Below are 23,601 nucleotides of genomic sequence, written 5' to 3' on the forward strand. Positions count from 1 at the left end.
TGGATAAAGGCTGTCAACAGTGAATATTAAATTACCTGCATTTATTGAGATTTATCGTCAATTAATTGCCACTCCATCCATCAGTGCAACTGATGCACAACTCGATCAGAGCAATAAAGCACTGGTTGAATTGCTGGGAGGCTGGCTAGAAACACTTGGATTTACGGTTAATATCCAACCCGTACCGGATACCCGTGATAAATACAATCTATTAGCATCAATTGGTGAAGGCAGTGGTGGCCTAATGTTGTGTGGCCACACAGATACCGTCCCCTTTGATGAAGGCCGTTGGAGTAAAGATCCTTTTGCATTAACAGAACACGACGGTAAGCTCTATGGCTTAGGTACCGCCGACATGAAAGGCTTTTTTGCTTTTATTGTTGATGCGCTGCGTGATATTGATACGAGCAAATTTACTCGTCCGCTGCATATTCTTGCAACTGCCGATGAAGAGACCTCAATGGCGGGGGCACGTTATTTTGCGGCGAGTACTCAACTACGCCCTGACTTTGCCATTATTGGTGAACCTACCTCGTTACAGCCAATACGTGCGCATAAAGGACACCTTTCAAATGCCATTCGTATTACCGGTCAGTCGGGGCACTCAAGTGATCCAGCCCGAGGTGTTAATGCAATTGAATTAATGCATGAGTCGATTAGCCATTTGATGACGCTACGTAATACATTAAAAGAACGTTATAACAACCCTGCGTTCGTGATCCCCTACCCAACGATGAATTTCGGTCATATTCATGGTGGTGATGCCGCGAACCGCATTTGTGGTTGCTGTGAATTACACATGGATATTCGTCCTTTACCGGGTCTAACCTTACAAGATCTCGATGAGCTATTGAATGAAACCCTTGAACCAGTCAAAGCAAAATGGCCGGGTCGTTTAGACATTGAAGCGCTGCATCCTCCTATCCCAGGTTATGAATGCCCAACTGATCATAAAATGGTCGCTGTGATTGAACAACTTCTCGGTCAAAAAGCAGATACTGTTAATTACTGTACGGAAGCCCCTTTTATTCAAGAGCTCTGCCCTACTTTAGTTCTTGGCCCCGGCTCAATTGAACAAGCTCATCAGCCTGATGAGTTTATCGATATCGCATTTATTGAACCCACCCGCCAACTGATTGGTCAGCTGATTGAACATTTTTGTCTGACTGAATAAAATTTGATAAGCGCAATAACATCTTGCTGTTGCGCTTCCTTCAACTTGAATTTTTTTCCTATTGCCTCTGAAAAACTCTCACTGTGACTATTTCATTTAAGTGTTGACTCTATTTAAATATTCGGTAATCTCTATTTAGACGTCTAAACGTATAGACGCGTAAATGGATATAATAAACTATCGATACAATTACGATTGCAAGACTTAATGTCACGAGAGGCAGGGTATGAGTTTTTTTCACGCAAATCAGCGCGAGGCGCTAAACCAAAATTTGGCAGAGTTAGATGGGCAGATTAATGTCTCCTTTGAATTTTTTCCGCCGCGTACTGAAGAGATGGAACAAACTCTCTGGAAATCGATTGATCGGTTAAAGAATCTTAAACCTAAGTTTGTCTCTGTGACCTACGGCGCAAATTCAGGCGAACGTGATAGAACCCATAGCATTATTAAAGACATTAAAGAAAAAACGGGTCTCATCGCGGCTCCTCATTTGACTTGTATCGATGCATCACGCGATGAATTAAAAGAGATCGCACGTGATTATTGGAATAGTGGAATTCGTCAAATCGTGGCACTGCGTGGTGATTTACCCGATAACAGTAGCAAACCCGATATGTATGCAGCGGATTTAGTCGAATTACTGAAAACCGAAGCCGACTTTGATATTTCTGTTGCTGCTTACCCTGAAGTCCATCCTGAAGCGAAAAGCGCTCAGGCAGACTTAATTAGCTTAAAAAAGAAAATTGATGCAGGTGCTAACCGCGCGATCACCCAATTCTTTTTTGATGTTGAAAGCTATTTACGCTTTCGCGACCGTTGTGTCGCAACAGGCATTGATGTGGAAATCGTACCGGGTATTTTGCCTGTTTCAAATTTCCGCCAGCTAGAGCGTTTTGCCAAGCTCACCAACGTACGTATTCCATCATGGATGAGCAAAATGTATGAAGGGTTAGATAATGACCCCGAAAGCCGCAATTTAGTTGGTGCATCGATTGCGATGGATATGGTGAAAATTTTAAGCCGAGAAGGTGTGAAGGATTTCCATTTTTATACGTTGAACCGCTCTGAACTAACTTATGCTATTTGCCATACGTTAGGGGTAAGACCGTAAGACTCGCCGATCATTTATTAGGACTGCAATTGATGTGGTCCTAACTCCATCACCTAAGCTAATACTCTATATTATTCAAGTTATTACTTTGATTAGTTCTGCAACTAAAAAATCTAACCATTTGAAATATAAAATTATAACGAAGTCGAAACAAAGCTAAAATCTATAGAACAATAATTACACAATTTAAGAATAGTGAAAACACGACAACTCTAGAACAATTTTTAGATGATTAATTACTTTTATCATTATCAATTTACTGATTTATAAGCAATAAAGGCTACCAATAATATAGTAGCCTTTATCTTTATATAGATATAATTATATTAACCCGTATTACGCATACCCGCGGCAACACCGGCAATGGTCACCATCAATGCTTGCTCAACGCGCGGATCTGGCTGCTCTTGCTGGCGAGAGCGGTGTAGTAATTCTGCCTGTAAAACGTTTAATGGATCTGTGTAAACATTACGTAAGGCAATTGATTCAGCAATCCATGGCAAATCAGCCATCAGTGCCTCATCTTTCGAAACAGCTAACACACTTTTGATATCTTCAGAAAGCTGTTCACGTAGTTTCAAGCCAAGAGGCCAAAGGCGCTCTTCCACCAAACGGTGGTCGTAATATTCAGCGAGCCATAAGTCCGCTTTCGCATACACCATTTCTAACATAGCAATACGTGTGTTGAAGAAAGGCCATTGCTGCCACATTTCATCCAATACAGCTTGTTTGCCTTCTTGTTCAATCACATGCTTCAGTGCAGCGCCTGCCCCTAACCATGCAGGGAGCATTAAACGGTTCTGAGTCCACGCAAAAATCCATGGGATAGCACGTAAAGTTTCAACCCCCCCCGTTGGGCGACGTTTTGCAGGACGTGAGCCTAGTGGTAATTTACCTAATTCAAGCTCAGGTGTTGCAGCGCGGAAGTAAGGCACAAAGTCAGGCTGTTCGCGGACATAGTCACGATACATAGCACAAGAAACATCAGATAGAGAATCCATTACAGATTTCCACTCTTGTTTTGGCTCAGGTGGTGGCAGTAAGTTCGCTTCTAAAATAGCACTCGCGTATAACGCTAAGCTACTGATCGCCACCTGTGGTAAACCAAACTTAAAGCGGATCATCTCACCTTGTTCAGTGACACGTAAACCACCTCGTAAGCTTCCCGGCGGTTGAGAGAGCAGTGCAGAATGAGCAGGTGCACCACCTCGGCCAATTGTGCCGCCACGGCCATGGAAGAGTGTTAATGTGACGCCTTCTTTATCACATAACTTAATTAGAGCATCTTGTGCGCGGTATTGTGCCCAAGAAGCAGCCATAACCCCCGCATCTTTTGCTGAGTCAGAATAACCAATCATGACCATCTGACGATCATCAATTAGCTCACGATACCATTCGATACTTAGCAGCTTTTTCATCACGCTTTCAGCGTTGTTTAAGTCTTCAAGTGTTTCAAATAGTGGTGCAACAGGTAAACGCACTGAAGCGCCGGCTTCTTTGAGTAATAGCTTAACCGCAAGTACATCAGAAGGCACTTTTGCCATGGAAATGACATAGGCCGCGACAGAATCATTCTTAGATTCCGCAATCACACGACAGGTTTCGAAGACTTCTGCTGTTTCAGCACTTGGTTGCCAACTACGCGGGATCAACGGACGACGCGATTGCAATTCCGTTAATAAGAAGTCTTGCTTCTCTTCTTCAGACCAAGTGGCATAGTCACCTAAACCTAAATACTGTGTTAACTCAGACAGAGCTTCCGTATGACGCGTACTTTCTTGGCGAACATCGATACGGACGAGTTGCAAACCGAAGCTACGTACACGACGTAATGTATCCAGTAGTTGTCCATTCGCAATGATACTCATCCCACATGCCATGAGTGATTGATAGCATGCGTACAACGGTTCCCACAATTGTGCATTGTCGGTCAATAAATCAGCAGGTGGCAGTACTTGCTCACCTTTGACTCGGCGCTCTAAATATTCCAAAGTGGAAAATAGCTGGCCTCGCAGGTTTTTAGCTATTTGTCGATAAGGCTCATCAACATCATCACCTCCTGCTAATGCACGCAGTTCTGGGGTTGCTTCGGTCATCGATAGTTCGGAGACCAGAACTTGAATATCTTTTAAGAATAAATCCGCCGCTTTCCAACGACTGAGCAATAATACATGACGCGTAACTTCTGAAGTTACATTTGGGTTGCCATCACGATCCCCACCCATCCATGAGGTAAAGCGAATTGGGTTGGCTTCAACCGGTAACACTGTACCGATAGATTCTTCAAGCTGTTCATTAAACTCACGTAAAAATGCAGGTACCGCTTCCCACAATGAGTTTTCTACAACTGCAAATCCCCATTTTGCTTCATCGATAGGCGTTGGGCGAATTTTACGAATTTCATCGGTATGCCACGATTGCGCGACTAATTGACGCAAGCGACGCATGATATTGTTGCGCTCGTAATCGGCCAAATCATCATGATCGAGTTGTGATAAACAGGTATTTACTTCAACCAGTTTATGGATCAGGGTACGACGTGCTATCTCTGTGGGATGAGCCGTTAAAACCAATTCGATTGAGAGCTGGTTAACCGCTTTATGAATATCGCCATCAGTAAAACTTTTATCTTTTAAGCGGCTGAATAAGTTTTTGAGTGCAACAGGATTACTCGCTGCTTCACCATGTGGTGAGATGCTGTGATATTGCTCAGCAACGTTAGTCAGGTTTAAAAACTGGTTAAATGCCCTCGCAACTGGTAGTAGTTCATCATTAGAGAGGTTTTGTAATGTCATTAACAGTTTTTGGCGCTGTACTTCATTACCAGCACGAGATGATTTTGACAATTTACGGATGGATTCCACTTTATCGAGGATGTCCTCACCTAAAGCTTCCTTAATTGTGTCGCCGAGTAGCTTACCCAACATACTGACATTACTACGCATTGCAGAATATTGCTGATTCATGAGACTTTAACCTTGTGCTTCTGGCAGAATGCGGTCCGTTCTAGGTTAGTTAACGGTTAGCAACTGCGTCCAATTTCCTGTAATTAAATTTCAGCAAGCTGCGCTGGAGTTGTAGTTTTGTGATGCAGCCACCAAATTTTACCCTTGCCTCTATATAGATATCAGAAAAAAAGCAATTTGGGGGATTTTTCTGAAATTTAATTACAGCGATATTTTTATTAGTTTTTCTTATTCATGTCTTGCTTTAGCGCAATATATTGTCGATTCAGCACTTTTAAGACATGAATATTGCTTAAGAATTAAATCATCAGAACAAAAACGCAAAAATAGATAGGATTAATTGTAAGGAGGTAGGCATTAAAAAAATAATACCTACCTTAAAAATACGTTATAGCAGCTGAGAAAGACGATTAAGATCTGATTGGATAGCCCCCGCAGTTACATCACGACCCGCACCGGGCCCGCGGATCACTAATGGATTATCGCGGTACCAACGACTTTCGATGGCAAAAACATTATCGCCCGGTAGTAATGAAGATAGAGGATGATCAGGTTTAACCGCTTCGACACCAACACGAGCACGCCCTTTCACCGCATCAAATCGCGCAACATAGCGCAAAACCATCCCCATTTCTTGGGCTGCTTCTAAGCGTTGTTGCATCTGTTCATTAATCACTGCGCTATTTTCAAAAAACTCATCTAATGAGCCGGCTTCTGCTTGCGGAGGAACCAATGATTCAACACGGACATCCGTAGGTTCAATTTCATAACCTGCTTCGCGAGCTAAAATAATCAATTTACGCATGACATCTTGCCCCGAGAGGTCAATTCGTGGATCAGGTTCCGTCAAACCTTGTTGCCATGCTTGTTCAACTAATTCGCTGAAAGGTACAGAGCCATCAAACTGTAAAAAAAGCCATGACAAAGTGCCGGAAAAAATACCGCTGATGGCTAAAATAGCATCGCCACTTTCTTTGAGATCACGCACAGTATGATTGATTGGTAAACCTGCCCCTACCGTGGCGTTATACAACCAATGACGCCCAGTTTTACTGAATGCATCACGAATTTGGCGATACTGCTGTGTTTCTGCTGCCCCCGCAATTTTATTAGCGCTGATAACATGGAAGCCATAACTGGCAAAATCAATATAGCTATTCGCCAGCTCCACGCTCGCTGTTACATCAAGCACAACGAGATCATCATATGGGTGGGAGCGCATCCATAAAAACAGATTATCGTCCTGATGTTCTATTGCATCATCATCGAAAAAGGCTAAGGCACGACTAGGATCAATACCTTGGTAATTAAGCAAACTGCGGCGGCTATCAACGACACCAGCAAGCACAAAATCAAAATCACTACGCGCAGAAATATTCGGTTGTTCAGCGGCAAATAGCTCTAACCAACGAGCACCTATATTGCCTTTACCAAATAAAACTAATCCAATACGTTTTTCGGCTCGGAACAGACTTTGATGCATGCCTTGAATTAAATGTTCAGTCTGGTTTGAACGCAATACCGCAACTAAGCTGATCCCATCTTCCGAATGCCAAACAAATTCAACAGGCTGCTCTTTCAATTCTGCGTAGAAGCGATGACTATGCAGTGGGTTTTTACATACCCCTGCCCCCACTAATGCCACCAATGAAAAACCTTCACGTAGTGATAACGTTCCCGGAAGCGCGGCTTCTTCTAAAATATTCAAGGCACTTTCAACAATTTCAGAGGTATAACAAAATTGCAGTAAATTCCTATCAGGATGAATACCATGCGCGAGTGGACGTAGCTGAGTACGCTTCAATAGTGAATCGATATCCTTATAGATCTGATTAAAATCACGCCCTTGTGCAATTCTGAGTTCAATTAAACATACATCATCATGACTCGTCACAATTTTTGCGCCAGTTCCTGATGCTAAGACACGTTCAATTTTTGTTGAACCTTGCTCAGGCTGATAGCTGCATCTTAATTGCAGGTCGATATTACTCACAGAAACGGGTTGTAAGGTACGTGTATGTAGTACCGGTGCAGCAAGACGAGCGAGTTCGCTGGCTTCATCTAAACGCAATAAAGGCAATAAACAGGCGTCTTTAATTTTACGTGGGTCAGCGCTATATACCCCTGCTACATCGCTCCAAATAGTAACTTTTTCAGCATCTGCTAATGCGCCGACTTGTGTTGCCGAATAATCGCTACCATTACGCCCTAGAAGAACCGTTTCACCCGCTTGGTTACGGGAAATAAACCCTGTCACAACCAAACGATGTTTAGGATACTGCGCTAAAATTTGCTGTAATAATTGGCGTGATTGTGGCTCATCAACCTGCGGCTGAGCTGCTCTTTCTGCACGCAAAAACGCCCGAGCATCTAACCAAACACTTTGCATGCCTGATTCTTGCAACACCTCAGACATCAGGCGTGCTGACCATATTTCACCGTGACCAACGACTTCGGCGTAAGAAGCATCATTAATCGGTTTATCCAGTAAAGCACTTAAGCGCTCTAAATCTTCGATAAATAAACGAGTTAGTTTGCTGGCCTTCTCTTCTGGCAATAGCCCATTAATTAAATCTTGCTGGTAACGACGTAAGTATTGCTGAACTTGATGAGCAGAAATACGATCACTTTGACTTAATTTTAGCCAATTAATTAACTGATTTGTTGTACTACCCGCAGCTGAAACCACCATTAAGTCACCGGATTGGCTATAGTTAGCCATAATATTGGCGACCCGCTGATAACATTTCGCATCAGCTAAACTACTCCCTCCAAATTTATGTAACTGGCGGTGATGTGGACCCGCCTCAACTGCTGTCAGTGCACTCATCAAATACTCCGCTAACGTTGTGCTGCTACTTTAAATGCATTTTCTAAATCCGCGATCAGATCTTGGCTATCTTCGATCCCGACAGAAATCCGTAATAAGCTATCAGTAATACCCGCCGCCGCTCGTGCCTCCGCTGACATTCCTGCATGTGTCATCGTCGCAGTATGTGATATTAAGGTTTCAACGCCCCCTAATGACTCCGCAAGTGTAAAAAGTGTGAGTGAGCTTAGAAAACGACGTAACTGTGATTCATCACCATTAAATTCGAAGCTCAACATTGCACCAAAACCTTTCTGCTGTTTTACGGCGACCTTGTGGCCTGCATGCTCTGTTAATTCAGGATAATATAATTTCTTCACTAACTTCTGAGTTTTAAGATAATTTACTATCTCATGAGCATTACTTTGTTGCTGCTTTATGCGTGGTGATAACGTTCTGATCCCCCTGAGCAATAAATAGCTATCGAAGGCTCCCCCTGTAACACCGATATTATTCGCCCACCATGCTAATTCTATTGCCCACTTTTCCTCTTTGGCAATAACGGCTCCTGCAATAATATCTGAATGACCATTAAGATATTTTGTACAAGAGTGCACAACAAAATCAGCACCTAACGAAATCGGTTGCTGCAATATAGGACTTAAAAAAGTGTTATCAACAATGACTAAAGCCCCTGCATCGTGAGCTAGTTTTGTAATTGTTTCAATATCATAAATAGTTAGTAGTGGATTACTTGGCGTTTCAATCAACACCAATTTAGGTTTTTTAGCTAGGGCAGCGAGTAATTGAGTTTGGTTATTTTGATCAACAAATTGCACTTGATAAGCACCGCGTTGATGCTGACTATTAAACAGACGATAACTTCCGCCGTAACAATCATGAGGAGCGACAAGTAGATCCCCTGGTTGCAGAAAAACAGTACATAAAAGATGTAACGCGGACATCCCACTGTTTGTCATCACTGCTCCGCTACCGCCTTCAAGCTGTGCGATTGTTCTTTGCACGATATCACGCCCAGGATTGCCCCGACGTGAATAATCATGAACACGAGGCTCATTAAACTCAGTAAAATTATAAGTACTGGATAAATAAATGGGCGGAACAACGCAGCCAAACTGCGAATCTTCGTTTAACCCATTATGAATGGCGATAGTCGACGGTTTAAGGGACATAAACGCTTCTCCTGATAGACGGTAAGCCAAATAATACCCACTAGAAGTATAGACGTCAACATATCTAGACGGCTAAACTTCTTTACGTTTATATCAAGTAATGGAATAATCATCCTTAATGATTATGCGTAAATTGATTGTAATTTATGCAAAACATATCAACTCATTAATTTCAAAAAGAAATTATGACGTTTTATGTTGCTAGTATTTTAACTTATATGTCAGTTAAATATCTTAGACCATGAATATTTTGTGATTTGAAAGATAACTGATGTATTATTTTTTATTATTAATGAAAATAACCAAGGTAACTCATGGCTGAATGGAACGGTGAATATGTCAGTCCGTATGCTGAGCATGGCAAAAAAAGTGAGCAAGTAAAAAAAATTACAGTATCAATTCCATTGAAGGTACTGAAAATTTTAACTGATGAGCGTACCCGCAGACAAATCAATAATTTACGTCATGCAACCAACAGTGAATTACTGTGTGAAGCTTTTTTGCACGCCTTTACTGGCCAGCCGCTGCCAAATGATGAGGATTTACGCAAAGAGCGTAATGATGAAATCCCAGAGGCCGCTAAAGAGATCATGCGCGAACTCGGCATTGACCCTGAAACTTGGGAATACTGATTGCTGCTACTTCATCTCTGGTTTCAACTACGCCACTCACTGATGACGTAGCGTTTTTTTCCACTCTAAACAATTCGAGTTGCAGTTAGGCGACAAACGAAGGTAGACGAAGAGCATAGATAAACTCTATGATCCGGCTAACTGAGTACAGTCAACCAACACTGCAACTTGAAGGGTTTTGGAGATATACTTCGGTTTAGATTCCTCTGAATTATTCGCAATTCAGAATCTCCCTCAAGCTTTACACGATCCGTAATTTTACACTCCCTGCATTATTTCCTACTCACAACGAATAACAAAAATCATGAAGGGTAATGTAATGAATCGATATAATCAGGCTTTGATGGGGCTAATTGGTACTGCGTTACTCATTACCGCTGGATGCACAAACTATTCCGCCATAAACTCACAAAAGTACCGAGAAACCGCTGATATTCAATCTTCAGCCAAAAAATTAGGTACTCAATGGGGTGAAGATGTTAATTCTGCTGTAACAACCGTGAATGCATCACGTTTAACCAACTCACCTTTTGATACTGCCACTATCTATTACCGCGGAGAATCAATACCATCGCACATTCAAACCATGAATTACATCGCACTATCTCCATTGGAAATCAAAGTCACTGACCAACGTGGCTATAAAATGCCAACCTACCGTAATCATCAAGGCCAGTATATTTTACCCGCCAAAGAGGGACAGCGTTATCAATTAACCATCGCCAATACCGATAGAAATAGAACTTATGAAGTGGTCACAACGGTTGATGGTATCGATGTACTCAATGGCCGTGCAGGCTCATATCAAAATAGTGGTTATCTGATCCGCCCAAAGAGTGAGGTAACCATTGAAGGATTCCGTAAAAGCCAAGATCACGTCGCAGCTTTCCGCTTTGCTACCCCTGAGAATTCTTATGTAAATCAAAATATTCAAGGTGATGAACGTAATATTGGTGTCATTGGTTTTGCAATGTTTGAAGTTCGTGAACAGCTCCCTGACTGTGAAGCTAATCCTTTTCCCGCAAATGCACAATATGCCCCAGCGCCATGTAAAAAACGCTAAATGTGATTAATGCGTATTCTTTAGAGAGTGCGCTTCTATCTGTACTGTGCTCCAGCTATCGCTATTTAGATGTGGGCAAGTGACCGATAAAACCGATATCGACATGGTAAAATCAAACGCGAAGAGCAGAAACAATGGTATGTGTTTGGTGTGGGTGACCGTCTCTAACGGTTTATTTCTTCCATAAAAAAAGGGAAAACGTATTTTCCCTTTTTTGCATCTGTAGGTTTTATTACTTCTTAGAACCTGGGATGCTGAAACGTTGGTTAAAGCGATCAACACGACCACCAGTCGCAACGTCACGCTGTTTACCAGTATAGAACGGGTGGCAGTTACCACAAACGTCCAGGTTCAGTGAGTGACCCGCAGTTGAATTGATTTTCATAACATTACCGCAAGAACAAGTAGCAGTAACTTCTTCGTATTTAGGGTGAATACCTTTTTTCATGGGAGAACCTCTATTAAGGCCGTGTCGCCATTCCAGCCCTAACGCCGGACACCACACGTCGTGTTGATTAAGAATGTTTATTGGCAAAATTAGATACCAAAGGCGGCGGATCATACAGAAAATATGTTTATCGCGCAATGAAAACTGCATATACTCGCCATACTTTAAGATGCAGAGGTATCGACTAACCTCAGCGAGCCGAGCCACATAGTTTGTCTATGCTCCCCGTCTGTCTTACTGGTCTTTCACTTGTCGCTTATCTACATCTCGAATTATTTAGAGTAGAGTTTTTTATGATACTCTAACCAGACAATCTTACTATTATCGCACAAAAACTAGACGGAATACTAGATATGATCGTCGTTCAGGTGGCTTTACCTGTTCCTTTAAATCGCGCTTTTGATTATTGCTTAGATGACAATATGCCGATCCCTCCAATTGGCGGTCGTGTCATGGTGCCTTTTGGTAAACGGCAAGCTCTAGGCATTGTGGTTAACCACAGCTATACTAGCGAACTCCCCGAAGACCAACTGAAATCCGTTGAGCTTGTGCTTGATAATGAAACCCTCTTCCCTGACGACCTATGGCAATTGCTATTATGGTCAGCGCAGTACTATCACTACCCCATTGGTGAAGTTCTCTTTCATGCGTTACCTATTCTATTACGTCAAGGCAAGGCCGCTGAGTTTTCGCCAATTTGGCAATGGCAGGTAACTGCACTTGGCGAAAGTGTCGATCTTAACGAATTAAAACGTTCGCCAAAACAGCAACAAGCTCTGGCTTTATTGCGTCGTGGTGCAATTTATCGCCACCAAGTCAATGAACTGGAATTGAGCGAAAGCGCGCTTCAGTCGCTGAAAAAGAAAGATTACATTAACCTGTACCCTGTTCAGCCAATAGCAGAAAAATGGCAATCTCAATTTTCTGTCAGTGGAGAACGCTTACGCCTCAATAGCGAACAAGCTACCGCCGTCGGTGCCATCCGTGCTGAAGATGATACTTTTTCACCTTGGCTCCTTGCGGGTATCACTGGTTCTGGTAAAACCGAAGTGTACCTCAGTGTATTAGAAAATATTTTAGCGCAAGGTAAACAGGCATTAGTTTTAGTGCCTGAAATCGGTTTAACACCGCAAACAATTAGTCGTTTTCGCGAACGTTTCAACGCCCCTGTTGATGTGCTGCATTCAGGGCTAAATGACAGCGAACGCCTTGCTGTCTGGTTACGCGCAAAACAGGGTTCGAATGCCATTGTCATTGGTACACGCTCTGCACTATTTACTCCCTTTTCTCGCTTGGGCATTATCATTATCGATGAAGAGCATGATAGTTCCTACAAGCAACAGGATGGCTGGCGCTACCATGCACGCGACCTCGCAGTTTTCCGTGCAAAAAAGGAAAACATTCCTATTATTATGGGAACGGCTACGCCTTCTCTAGAAACATTATTTAATGTTCAGCAAAAGAAATATCGCCAACTGAACTTAACACTACGCGCAGGAAACGCACGCCCTGCAACTCAACATCTTATCGACCTTAAAGGCCAACCACTCAAGTTTGGCTTATCACATTTATTGGTTAAACATATTCAAGAGCACTTAGCACAAAACAACCAAGTGATCTTATTTTTAAACCGTCGCGGCTATGCCCCTGCACTGATTTGCCATGAATGTGGTTGGATAGCCGAATGCCAACGTTGCGATCACTACTATACTTTGCATCAGAACTTTCATCAGCTACGTTGCCACCATTGTGATAGCCAACGTCCGGTTCCTAAACAATGCCCACATTGTGGCTCCACACACCTCGTTCCTGTGGGGATGGGAACCGAACAGCTCGAAGAAGGGATCACTGAATTATTCCCTAACGTTCCGGTAACACGTATTGATCGTGATACCACTAGCCGTAAAGGTGAATTAGAACAACATTTAAATGAAGTCCATGCGGGTGGTGCACGTATTTTGATTGGCACACAGATGTTGGCCAAAGGACACCACTTTCCAGATGTCACCTTAGTTGCGCTACTTGATGTTGATGGAGCGCTGTTTTCGAGTGATTTCAGAGCCGCTGAACGCTTTGCTCAGCTTTACGTGCAAGTGTCTGGACGAGCTGGCCGCGCGGGCAAGCAAGGTGAGGTGTTTTTACAAACTCACCATCCGGAACATCCATTACTACAGACATTATTAGAAAGTGGTTATGATGCATTCACTAAAGAAGCGATGGAAGAACGCCAAATTGCCATGCTTCCTCCTTTTTCTAGCCATATTTTGATCCGTTCAGAAGATCACAACAACCAAGATTCAAAGCAGTTTCTACAGAAAGTACGCCATTATATTTCTGAACACCCACAAAGTGATCCTCGATTATGGATCTTAGGACCCGCTCCAGCAATTCAAGCTAAACGCGGTGGCCGCTTCCGCTGGCAACTGTTACTACAACACCCTTCTCGTGGCTATTTGCAAAAATTTACGGCGCAACTTCTACCTGAGCTACAAAGCCAGCCAGAAAGTCGCAAAGTGAAATGGAATATTGATGTCGATCCTACTGATGGCTAGCCTTATCTATCAAAGATAAATCACTCAAAACATGTTTACGTATCATATTTCTTTTTATGAGAGTAAAAATATCGTAACTAAATCAAATAGCGCAAACAACTCACCGCTATAGAGCCAAATATTTATCATTAAATAAGCTAAAAACGGTTGCCTTGTGAATTATTTTCAATATTTGCGAAGCAGCTCTAAAAAATGACTCAAGTCACAGTTTTTATGTAAACTAGGTAACAGATATTATTATTAAACCAATTAGAATAACTCGTAACTTGATGCGATGACGTCTTTACGCCATGCAAAAAAAGCAAACGATTAACTAACGTAAGGAAGGCGTTGTGGAACAAAAACAACAAAATGGTACTGCAACCATGAAAGATGTTGCTAATGCAGCAGGCGTATCAACGGCAACCGTTTCCAGAACTTTAATGAACCCTGAAAAAGTTTCCTTGCAGACACGCCAGAAAGTGGAACAGGCGGTGATGGATGTTGGTTACTATCCACATAACCTTGCAAGAAGCTATAAACGCAATGAATCAAAAACCATTTTGGCGATCGTGCCTGATATCAGTGATCCTTTCTTTAGCGATGTGATCTGCGGTTTAGAAAAAGTCGCTGCTGAAGAAGGTTATTTTGTGCTGATAGGCGATTGCAAGCATCAACAAAAGCAAGAAAATGCGTTTATTAACCTTATTATTACTAAACAAATTGATGGAATGGTCTTATTAGGATCGAACCTCCCCTTTGATGTGTCAACGGAAGAACAAAAGAATCTCCCGCCTATCGTCATGGCTAATGAATTCTCTCCCGACCTTAAATTACCTACCGTCCATATTGATAATTTGACCTCTGCATTTAATGCAACACATTATTTACAAAAATTAGGTCATAAACGGATTGCTTGTATTGCCGGCCCTGAACATATGCCTCATAGCCGATATCGTTTAGAAGGGTATAAAAAAGCCATGCTACGCACAGGTGAAAGACTACGCGAACACTATATTGTGCGAGGCGATTTTAGTCATGAAAGTGGGGCTGAAGCCGCAAAGGCATTACTTTCACTACCAGAGCCACCAACAGCGATTTTTTGCCACAGTGATATCATGGCAATCGGTGCCATGTGGCAAGCCAAAAAATTAGGATTAATACTACCAGATGATCTTTCTATCGTTGGGTTTGATAATCTTGAACAAGCAAAATATACCTTGCCACCGCTAACAACCATTAACCATCCACGCGATGAAATAGGCCGCCATGCCATGTTATTGCTGCTTGAACAGCTGCAAGGCAATAGTGTAACTCCTGGTTCACGCCTCTTAGATTCTGATTTAATCATTAGAGAAAGCACTAAAGCGCCTAAAAGCTAGGCAAACTCGTTCAGGTTAAGTAACATATAAAGTGAGATAATAACTGACATACAATAACCTAGTGAAGTAACAGCGTGGCACAAAAAGATTATGTAGCTCGCGGGCGCTCATCTGCCCGCCGTAAAACCAGTAAAGGCAAAGCAAAAAAAGCACAAGGTCTTCCTCTAACGACACTCGTTGTTGCGGTTGGGATTGTTGTTCTATTTGTCGGCGGCCTTTTTTATATCACTCACAACAAACAAGAATCACCTCAAAGTACAGGGGCGCATACGCCATCAGCTCCGGTAAATACCTTACCTCCTAAACCAGAAGAGCGTTGGCGTTATATTAAAGAGCTTGAACGTCGCGGCGTAGATCTCCCTGAGATCCAGCAGCAAAATAAGTCAGGTAGCAATATTATGCGCCAATCTGATCTGACGCCGGAACAACGTCAGCTATTAGAGCAAATTGACTCCGATAGACGCGGCCCTGTCACCAACTTACAAGAAGTTCCGTATAACGGGCAACCTGTACCACGGTCACAGGTGATCATTAATGAGCCAACGCAACCCGTTAATCCACCGGTGCAGCGTAAACCTGTCACGCCTTCAGAGCCGAAACCTGAGCCAAAACCAGCTCAGCCTGCGCAATCAGCGCCAGCCACGCAAACTGAAAGTAAACCTGCGAATAATCTGCAAAATATGTTGGTACAGTGTGGTTCTTTCCGTACAGCGGAGCAGGCAGAATCTGTTCGTGCAACACTCGCATTTTCTGGTATTGAAAGCCGAGTCACTGTTGGTGGCGGTTGGCACCGCATCATACTTGGTCCATATTCTAAGTCTACCGCTGAAAAAATGCGTGATCGAGCAAGTGGTGTTGGTGTATCAGGATGTATTCTTCGTGCCTCTGGGGGTTGAAAAATATAACCCCCTCCCCCATGTACTGTTTTAACGTACTATCAAGAGTGGCTGTAACAGTATTTTGCATGTTCAAGCTACCAATTTATGAAAGTTGGTAGTTTGAAAATTTATACTCTAAATAATTCGAGGTGCAGCTAGGCGACAAGTGAACAAGTCGCTAGGAGCATACATCAGTATGTGACTGGCGCGAGAGAACGTAGTCAACAACGCTGCAACTTGAAGTATAACGAGTATTTAAGCCGCATATTTTTTCGTCATATAACCAGGGGCTAACTCATGACAACAATCGTAAGTGTTCGCCGTAATGGCCAAGTCGTAATCGGTGGAGATGGGCAGGCGACGATGGGTAATACCGTCATGAAAGGCAATGTCCGCAAAGTTCGTCGTTTATATAACGACAAAGTTATTGCAGGATTTGCTGGTGGCACTGCCGACGCATTTACACTTTTTGAGCTATTCGAACGTAAGCTTGAATTGCACCAAGGCCATTTAACTAAAGCAGCTGTTGAATTAGCAAAAGATTGGCGTACTGACCGCATGTTGCGCAAACTAGAAGCACTGCTTGCTGTCGCTGATGAACATACTTCTCTCATTATTACGGGGAATGGTGATGTTGTTCAGCCAGAAAATGATTTAATTGCTATAGGTTCAGGTGGCCCATATGCGCAATCCGCAGCACGCGCCTTACTTGAAAATACAGATTTAAGCGCACGTGAAATCGCGGAAAAAGCGCTCTCGATCGCCGGTGATATCTGTATCTATACCAACCACAATGTAAACTTTGAAGAAATTTCTTCAAAATCATAAGGATTGCCAGTATGTCCGAAATGACTCCACGCGAAATAGTTAGCGAACTCGATAACCACATCATTGGCCAAAATAATGCGAAACGCTCTGTTGCTATTGCATTACGTAATCGCTGGCGCCGTATGCAGCTGAATGAAACGCTGCGCCATGAAGTGACACCGAAAAATATTTTAATGATTGGACCAACTGGTGTAGGTAAAACAGAAATCGCTCGCCGTCTGGCAAAACTCGCCAACGCACCATTTATTAAAGTTGAAGCGACAAAATTTACTGAAGTCGGTTATGTCGGTAAAGAAGTTGACTCTATCATTCGTGATTTAGCTGATTCTGCAATTAAAATGGTACGCCAGCAATCGATTGAAAAAAATCGCTACCGTGCTGAAGAACTGGCCGAAGAACGTATTCTTGACGTATTAATCCCACCAGCAAAAAATAACTGGGGTCAATCTGAGCCTGTTGATGAGCAATCCCCTGCGCGTCAATCATTCCGTAAGAAATTACGTGAAGGCCAGCTAGATGACAAAGAGATTGAAATTGAAGTTGCAGCGGCACCAATGGGTGTTGAAATCATGGCTCCTCCTGGCATGGAAGAAATGACCAATCAATTACAATCCATGTTCCAGAATCTTGCGGGGCAAAAACAAAAAGCACGCAAGATGAAAATCAAAGAAGCATTTAAGCTGTTGATTGAAGAAGAAGCCGCTAAGCTAGTTAACCCGGAAGAGTTAAAAGAGCAAGCGATTGAAGCGGTTGAACAACACGGTATCGTATTTATCGATGAATTCGATAAAATCTGTAAACGTGGTGGGCAATCTTCTGGTCCAGATGTATCCCGTGAAGGTGTTCAGCGTGATTTATTACCATTGATCGAAGGTTGTACTGTTTCCACTAAGCATGGCATGGTAAGAACAGATCATATTCTCTTTATCGCATCAGGTGCCTTCCAAGTTTCCAGTCCATCGGATTTGATCCCTGAATTACAAGGTCGTTTGCCGATCCGTGTTGAACTACAAGCACTGACCACTGAAGATTTTGTACGTATTTTGACTGAACCCAATGCCTCTTTGACTGAGCAATACAAAGCATTGATGGCAACCGAAGGTGTGACTATTGAGTTCACAGAAGATGGTATTCGCCGTATTGCTGAGGCTGCATGGCAAGTCAATGAATCAACAGAGAACATCGGTGCACGTCGTCTACACACGGTGCTAGAGCGTTTAATGGAAGAAATATCCTATGACGCCAGCGAACGTAGCGGCCAAACCATCCAAATCAATGCAGAATATGTTAAACAGCATTTAGATGAGCTGGTGGCTGACGAAGATCTGAGTAGATTTATTTTATAATCTTATTAATTATCAGGTTTTCATGTATCCTTAATATCATGCTCTGAATAATTCGAGGTGCAGCGAGGCGACAAATAAATGAAGTCAATAACGCTGCAACCTGAAATATAACGAGTATACGTCTAATCAAGTACAGCCATTGAACCATGGCTGTACTTTAGAAACTGACAGTTATTTAGCCCATCGCAACTTTATTGATGCGGGGGCTTTTAATCTTATTGAACATAATAGACTCTAAATAATTCGAAGTTCAGCTAGGCGACAAGTGAACGAGTCGCCAGAAGCATAGTAACTATGTGACTGGTGCGAGTGAGCGTAGTCAACAACGCTGCAACTTGAAGTATGACGAGTATAAACCTGTGAAATTATTGAATGAGCTCATCTACTTCTATTAGCCGCAAGCAGGCTTGGCTAGAAAGTTTACGTCCTAAGACTCTGCCTTTAGGGGTTATTGCGATTATCACTGGCTCCGCGCTCACCTATTTAACGGGCAATTTTAAGTGGCCTGTCGCGCTATTAGCCCTAATTACCGCAGGTTTGCTGCAAATATTGTCCAATCTTGCCAATGATTACGGTGATGCAGTTAAAGGCTCCGATACAGCAGAACGTATTGGTCCCCTACGTGGGATGCAAAAAGGAGTCATCACTCAGGCTGATATGAAAAAAGCGCTGAAAATTAATATTATTGCAGCTTGCATTTCAGGCATTCTATTAATTATCGTTGCGTGTGAAAAACCTGAAGATGCGATTGGCTTTTTGGTGTTGGGATTGGTGGCCATCGTTGCGGCTATCACTTACACCGTCGGTAAAAAACCTTATGGTTACCTTGGGTTAGGCGATATTTCTGTCCTGATATTCTTCGGTTGGCTCAGCGTCATCGGAACTTATTACTTACAAGCGAATACTTTTAATATTATCACTGTACTACCTGCTACAGCGTGCGGGCTGCTTTCAGTTGCAGTTCTGAATATTAACAATATGCGCGATATCGAAAATGATGTTAAAGCGGGTAAAAATACATTAGCGGTACGTTTAGGGCCTCAAGGCTCTCGAATCTATCACGCAATCATCATTATTATCGCCATTCTATGCTTAACGTTCTTTAACTTGTTCTATATGCATGGCTGGGCGTGTTGGCTATTCCTTCTCGCCGTCCCTATGTTAATGAACCATGTTCGCCGTGTCTTGAGCGATCCAACCCCAGAGGGAATGCGCCCCATGCTAGAAAATATGGTAAAAGCGGCACTATTCACTAACATTCTCTTTTCCATTGGCGTAGTATTGAGCAATTAGTTGTTTATTTTTAAGAGGTGAATTTTGCCAATCACCTCTTAAAAGGGATATACTTTACTTCTCTTGCAGCAAAAAAAGACCATACACTATGAAATATGATACTTCCGAACTCTGTGATATCTACCAAGAAAGCGTTAACGTGGTAGAACCCCTTTTCTCCAATTTTGGTGGACGTACTTCATTTGGCGGTCAAATCATTACAGTCAAGTGCTTTGAAGATAACGGCCTACTGTATGATTTGCTGGAAGAAGACGGCCATGGTCGCATTCTTCTCGTTGATGGCGGTGGTTCCGTACGCAAAGCACTGATTGATGCTGAATTGGCGCGCTTAGCCATGGATAACCACTGGGAAGGCATCGTAGTATATGGTGCGGTACGTCAGGTCGATGCATTGATGGAACTTGATTTAGGGATCCAAGCCATCGCAGCGATGCCAGCAGGTTGCCCAGATGAAGGCATTGGCGAAAGCGATATTCGTGTCAATTTTGGTGGGGTCACTTTTTTCTCTGGCGATTATCTATACGCTGATAATACTGGTATTATTTTGTCAGAAGAGCCGCTTTCCACACAAGATAGCAGTGGTTTTGAAGTTATTGACGAAGAAGATCTCTAACGCTCAATAAACTGATTCGAATTAAAAAAAGAAGGGCTGATTTTGTTATCAGCCCTTCTTTTTATAGAGCCATTTGCAACATTCATAGACTAAGCCCCAGAAAAATTTCCATTGCTATTAATATGTCATCTACAAATACCAAAATCAGCTTAACATCATCAAATACATTACATACCTAAATACCCTAAACAGTTCGTGTTGCAGCTAGACGACGATTGAAGGCTTTCCGATGAGCACACATAAGTATGCGATTCGAGTAACCGAGAAAAGCCAACAACGCTGCGGCACGAAATATGAAAGATATTTTAGACTTCTTCCATCTTGCCAAGCAACCCACGTAAACGCTCTTGCCACGTTTGCTGCTCTTGTTTCAGCTGTTCATTTTCGCGCACCAGTGATTCAGTGCCTGATTTTGCATTATCTAACTCTTGAGCCAACGCGTTATTTTTATCTTTCAGTTCGTCGATTTCCATTTGTAACAATGTGATGGTATCAATCGCTTGTTGAACTTTTGATTCTAGTTTCTCAAATACTTCAAATGACATTCTTTTGATCTCCCTTGTAAGCTTTACTTACGATTGTAAGTAGCATGATCCTCTGTGTCTAGTAGCTTGACTCCGATTCCCAAGATACCGTATTTTAAAACACTGGTCTGATCACATAGCAAAGGTCGATTGCATCACTATTTTTGGTCGTTTTCTTTCGTTTTGGTGATGTAACACACATATTTCAATTTCGATATTTCTCGTTTGCGCTCATTAACGATAAATTTACACTATAGGTTTTCACTTTGAAAATCTTACTCTGAAAAACATTACAATAATTTTAATTTTCGTAGGATAGAAAGATATGAGCCAAACGACCACAACTACACTCAGCGGTCAGTGCATATCCGAATTTTTAGGTACTGCACTTATCGTCTTTTTCGGTTTAGGCTGCGTAGCAGCTGTCCGTATCGCAGGAGCACAGCTCGGCCTCTGGGAAATTAGTATCATCTGGGGCTTTGGTGTTGCCCTTGCCGTCTACCTCACCGCAGGGATTTCGGGCGCTCACCTAAACCCTGCTGTCACTATTGCACTATGGCTATTCGCAAGTTTTGAAAGACATAAAGTTACCCCTTACATTGTTGCACAAATGTTAGGAGGCTTCTTCGCTGCTGCTTTAGTTTACTTTATGTATTCACCTGTCTTTGTTGATTATGACCAAGTGCATCACATTATCCGAGGTACACAAGAAAGCTTGTTTACTGCGGGGGTGTTCTCAACTTATCCAGCTCCACAGCTGACTGAACTACATGCCTTCTTTATTGAAGTTGTGATTGCAGCCATCCTGCTATGTCTGATTCTAGCATTAACCGATGATGGTAACGGTATCCCTAGAGGGCCTTTAGCACCGCTACTGATCGGTATTTTAATTGCAGTCATTGGTGGTTCATTCGGCCCGTTGACAGGCTTCGCACTAAACCCTGCCCGTGACTTTGGACCAAAAGTCGTGGCATATTTGGCTGGCTGGGGTGATATCGCATTAACTGGCGGCCGTGAAATTCCTTATTTCTTAGTACCACTCATTGCACCTATTGTAGGTGGATTAATTGGTGCATTTGCATATCGCACACTGATCTCTCGTCATTTACCAAGCTTCGTCCATACGAAAAAAGATGAAAAATCAGTAAAAACATCTAGTAAAAACGCTTAATCATTACCGGAACAGGTTTAAATTATGACAACAGAAACCAATATCGAGAAAAAATATATTGTCGCTCTTGATCAGGGAACAACCAGTTCGCGGGCCGTTGTACTTGACCATGACGCCAATATTATTAGTATCTCCCAGCGTGAATTTACCCAAGTCTACCCTAAGCCAGGTTGGGTAGAACACGACCCAATGGAAATTTGGGCATCACAAAGCTCAACATTGGTGGAAGTGCTAGCTAAAGCAGATATTCGTACAGATGAAGTTGCAGGCATTGGTATCACTAACCAACGTGAAACGACCATTGTTTGGGAAAAAGCAACCGGTAAACCGGTTTATAATGCCATTGTTTGGCAATGTCGCCGTACTGCTGACTTCTGTACTCATCTGAAACAGAACGATAAAGAATTAGAGGAATATATCCGTCAAAATACGGGGCTCGTTGTCGACCCATATTTTTCAGGAACCAAAGTTAAATGGATTTTAGATCACGTAGAAGGTGCTCGTGAACGCGCAGAAAAAGGTGAGCTACTGTTTGGAACTGTAGATACATGGCTAGTCTGGAAAATGACCCAAGGCCGTGTTCACGTCACAGATTATACCAATGCTTCACGTACTATGCTGTTTAACATTCGTAATCTGGAATGGGATGACAAGATCCTTAAAGCATTAAATATTCCACGTATCATGTTGCCAGAAGTTCGTCCATCATCTGAAGTTTACGGACAAACCAATATTGGTGGTAAGGGCGGTACACGTATTCCTATTTCAGGCATTGCCGGTGACCAGCAAGCTGCACTCTATGGTCAGTTGTGTGTTAAACAAGGTATGGCAAAAAATACCTATGGTACAGGCTGTTTCTTATTAATGAATACCGGTGAAACCGCGGTTCGTTCAAACCATGGCTTGTTAACCACCATTGCTTGTGGCCCTAAAGGCGAAGTGAATTATGCTCTCGAAGGTGCGGTCTTTGTTGGGGGAGCATCAATTCAATGGCTACGTGATGAGCTGAAACTGATCGACGAATCTACTGACTCTGAATATTTTGCGACTAAAGTAAAAGATAGCAACGGTGTATATGTCGTTCCTGCTTTCACAGGCTTAGGTGCTCCTTATTGGGATCCGTATGCACGTGGTGCTATTTTTGGTTTAACACGTGGTGCTAACCGTAATCACATCATTCGTGCAACACTGGAATCCATCGCTTACCAAACACGTGATGTGCTAGATGCTATGCAAGCAGATGCAGAAACACGTTTAGCAGCATTACGCGTTGACGGCGGTGCTGTTGCCAACAACTTCCTGATGCAATTCCAAGCTGATATTCTAGGAACATCAGTGGAGCGTCCAGAGGTACGTGAGAGTACCGCGCTAGGTGCGGCTTACCTCGCCGGTTTAGCGGTTGGCTTCTGGAATAGCCTTGATGAGTTGCAATCTAAAGCAACGATTGAGCGTGTATTCAAACCAGGTATTGAAACCACAGAACGCAACTACAAATATGAGGGATGGAAAAAAGCGGTGGCTCGAGCACAAGAGTGGGAAGATCGTGCTTAATACAGCTTTAATCCATTTTTTCTAACCAATCAAGCAACACTTCGGTGTTGCTTTTTTGTTCATTACACCCTATAAATCAAATAATTAG

18 protein-coding genes are annotated in these 23,601 nt (G+C 42.7%); 13 read left to right on the forward strand and 5 right to left on the reverse strand.

Annotation, left to right across the window (positions count from 1 at the left end; genetic code table 11):
* Positions 1–19: 19 nt before the first annotated feature.
* Together argE and metF are read left to right on the forward strand one after the other, a co-directional pair.
* Positions 20–1,174 (forward strand): acetylornithine deacetylase, encoded by a 1,155-nt coding sequence (argE, locus tag JI723_RS19220; RefSeq protein WP_140183097.1) that lies wholly within the window; start codon positions 20–22, stop codon positions 1,172–1,174.
* Between the two features lie 226 nt (positions 1,175–1,400).
* Positions 1,401–2,285 (forward strand): methylenetetrahydrofolate reductase, encoded by an 885-nt coding sequence (metF, locus tag JI723_RS19225; RefSeq protein WP_070927454.1) that lies wholly within the window; start codon positions 1,401–1,403, stop codon positions 2,283–2,285.
* 326 nt (positions 2,286–2,611) lie between these two features.
* Here metF and ppc read toward each other — a convergent pair whose 3' ends face one another.
* The 3 genes from ppc to metB form a co-directional block, all read right to left on the reverse strand.
* Positions 2,612–5,251 carry a phosphoenolpyruvate carboxylase gene (gene ppc, locus JI723_RS19230; protein WP_272580753.1) on the reverse strand — a complete coding sequence of 880 codons (2,640 nt, stop codon included), beginning with the start codon at positions 5,249–5,251 and terminating at the stop codon, positions 2,612–2,614.
* Positions 5,252–5,639: 388 nt separating this feature from the next.
* A complete protein-coding gene (locus tag JI723_RS19235; RefSeq protein ID WP_337979646.1) occupies positions 5,640–8,081 on the reverse strand; it encodes a bifunctional aspartate kinase/homoserine dehydrogenase II in 2,442 nt (813 codons plus the stop codon).
* 11 nt (positions 8,082–8,092) lie between these two features.
* The gene (metB, locus tag JI723_RS19240) at positions 8,093–9,253 is read right to left on the reverse strand and encodes a cystathionine gamma-synthase (RefSeq protein ID WP_070927446.1); all 1,161 of its coding nucleotides are present in this window, start codon (positions 9,251–9,253) and stop codon (positions 8,093–8,095) included.
* A 314-nt stretch (positions 9,254–9,567) separates the two neighbouring features.
* On the opposite strand from metB, the gene metJ reads away from it, so the two are divergent.
* Both metJ and JI723_RS19250 read left to right on the forward strand, forming a co-directional pair.
* Positions 9,568–9,885 carry a met regulon transcriptional regulator MetJ gene (gene metJ / locus JI723_RS19245; protein WP_004265315.1) on the forward strand — a complete coding sequence of 106 codons (318 nt, stop codon included), beginning with the start codon at positions 9,568–9,570 and terminating at the stop codon, positions 9,883–9,885.
* A gap of 319 nt (positions 9,886–10,204) precedes the next feature.
* The gene (locus tag JI723_RS19250) at positions 10,205–10,948 is read left to right on the forward strand and encodes a hypothetical protein (protein WP_337979647.1); all 744 of its coding nucleotides are present in this window, start codon (positions 10,205–10,207) and stop codon (positions 10,946–10,948) included.
* Positions 10,949–11,180: 232 nt separating this feature from the next.
* Here the strand turns inward: JI723_RS19250 and rpmE are convergent, their stop codons facing one another.
* Entirely contained in the window at positions 11,181–11,396 is a 216-nt protein-coding gene (gene rpmE, locus JI723_RS19255; protein ID WP_004265313.1) for a 50S ribosomal protein L31, read from the reverse strand.
* Between the two features lie 353 nt (positions 11,397–11,749).
* Here rpmE and priA point away from each other — a divergent pair, with 353 nt between their 5' ends.
* From priA to rraA, 7 genes are all read left to right on the forward strand, one after another.
* On the forward strand, positions 11,750–13,948 hold the full coding sequence (gene priA / locus JI723_RS19260) for a primosomal protein N' (protein ID WP_337979648.1): 2,199 nt from the start codon (positions 11,750–11,752) through the stop codon (positions 13,946–13,948).
* Positions 13,949–14,280: 332 nt separating this feature from the next.
* Entirely contained in the window at positions 14,281–15,309 is a 1,029-nt protein-coding gene (gene cytR / locus JI723_RS19265) for a DNA-binding transcriptional regulator CytR (RefSeq protein WP_140182916.1), read from the forward strand.
* A gap of 74 nt (positions 15,310–15,383) precedes the next feature.
* Positions 15,384–16,205: a cell division protein FtsN gene (gene ftsN, locus JI723_RS19270; protein WP_319067987.1), complete on the forward strand. Its 822-nt coding sequence runs from the start codon at positions 15,384–15,386 to the stop codon at positions 16,203–16,205.
* A 279-nt stretch (positions 16,206–16,484) separates the two neighbouring features.
* Positions 16,485–17,015, forward strand: coding sequence for an ATP-dependent protease subunit HslV (gene hslV, locus JI723_RS19275; RefSeq protein WP_070927437.1), 531 nt, complete (start codon positions 16,485–16,487; stop codon positions 17,013–17,015).
* 11 nt (positions 17,016–17,026) lie between these two features.
* The gene (hslU, locus tag JI723_RS19280) at positions 17,027–18,361 is read left to right on the forward strand and encodes an HslU--HslV peptidase ATPase subunit (RefSeq protein ID WP_070927435.1); all 1,335 of its coding nucleotides are present in this window, start codon (positions 17,027–17,029) and stop codon (positions 18,359–18,361) included.
* 372 nt (positions 18,362–18,733) lie between these two features.
* A complete protein-coding gene (locus JI723_RS19285; protein ID WP_272580758.1) occupies positions 18,734–19,654 on the forward strand; it encodes a 1,4-dihydroxy-2-naphthoate polyprenyltransferase in 921 nt (306 codons plus the stop codon).
* Between the two features lie 88 nt (positions 19,655–19,742).
* Positions 19,743–20,267 (forward strand): ribonuclease E activity regulator RraA, encoded by a 525-nt coding sequence (rraA, locus tag JI723_RS19290; protein ID WP_140182914.1) that lies wholly within the window; start codon positions 19,743–19,745, stop codon positions 20,265–20,267.
* Between the two features lie 305 nt (positions 20,268–20,572).
* On the opposite strand, the gene zapB is transcribed toward rraA, so the two are convergent.
* Positions 20,573–20,812 carry a cell division protein ZapB gene (zapB, locus tag JI723_RS19295; RefSeq protein ID WP_070927431.1) on the reverse strand — a complete coding sequence of 80 codons (240 nt, stop codon included), beginning with the start codon at positions 20,810–20,812 and terminating at the stop codon, positions 20,573–20,575.
* Positions 20,813–21,116: 304 nt separating this feature from the next.
* Between zapB and JI723_RS19300 the strand changes: the two genes are divergently transcribed.
* Positions 21,117–21,962 (forward strand): MIP/aquaporin family protein, encoded by an 846-nt coding sequence (locus tag JI723_RS19300; protein WP_070927429.1) that lies wholly within the window; start codon positions 21,117–21,119, stop codon positions 21,960–21,962.
* A 24-nt stretch (positions 21,963–21,986) separates the two neighbouring features.
* A complete protein-coding gene (glpK, locus tag JI723_RS19305; RefSeq protein ID WP_140182912.1) occupies positions 21,987–23,513 on the forward strand; it encodes a glycerol kinase GlpK in 1,527 nt (508 codons plus the stop codon).
* Positions 23,514–23,601 lie beyond the last annotated feature (88 nt).

This window comes from Providencia manganoxydans (assembly GCF_016618195.1).
Taxonomy (GTDB): Bacteria; Pseudomonadota; Gammaproteobacteria; order Enterobacterales; family Enterobacteriaceae; genus Providencia; species Providencia manganoxydans.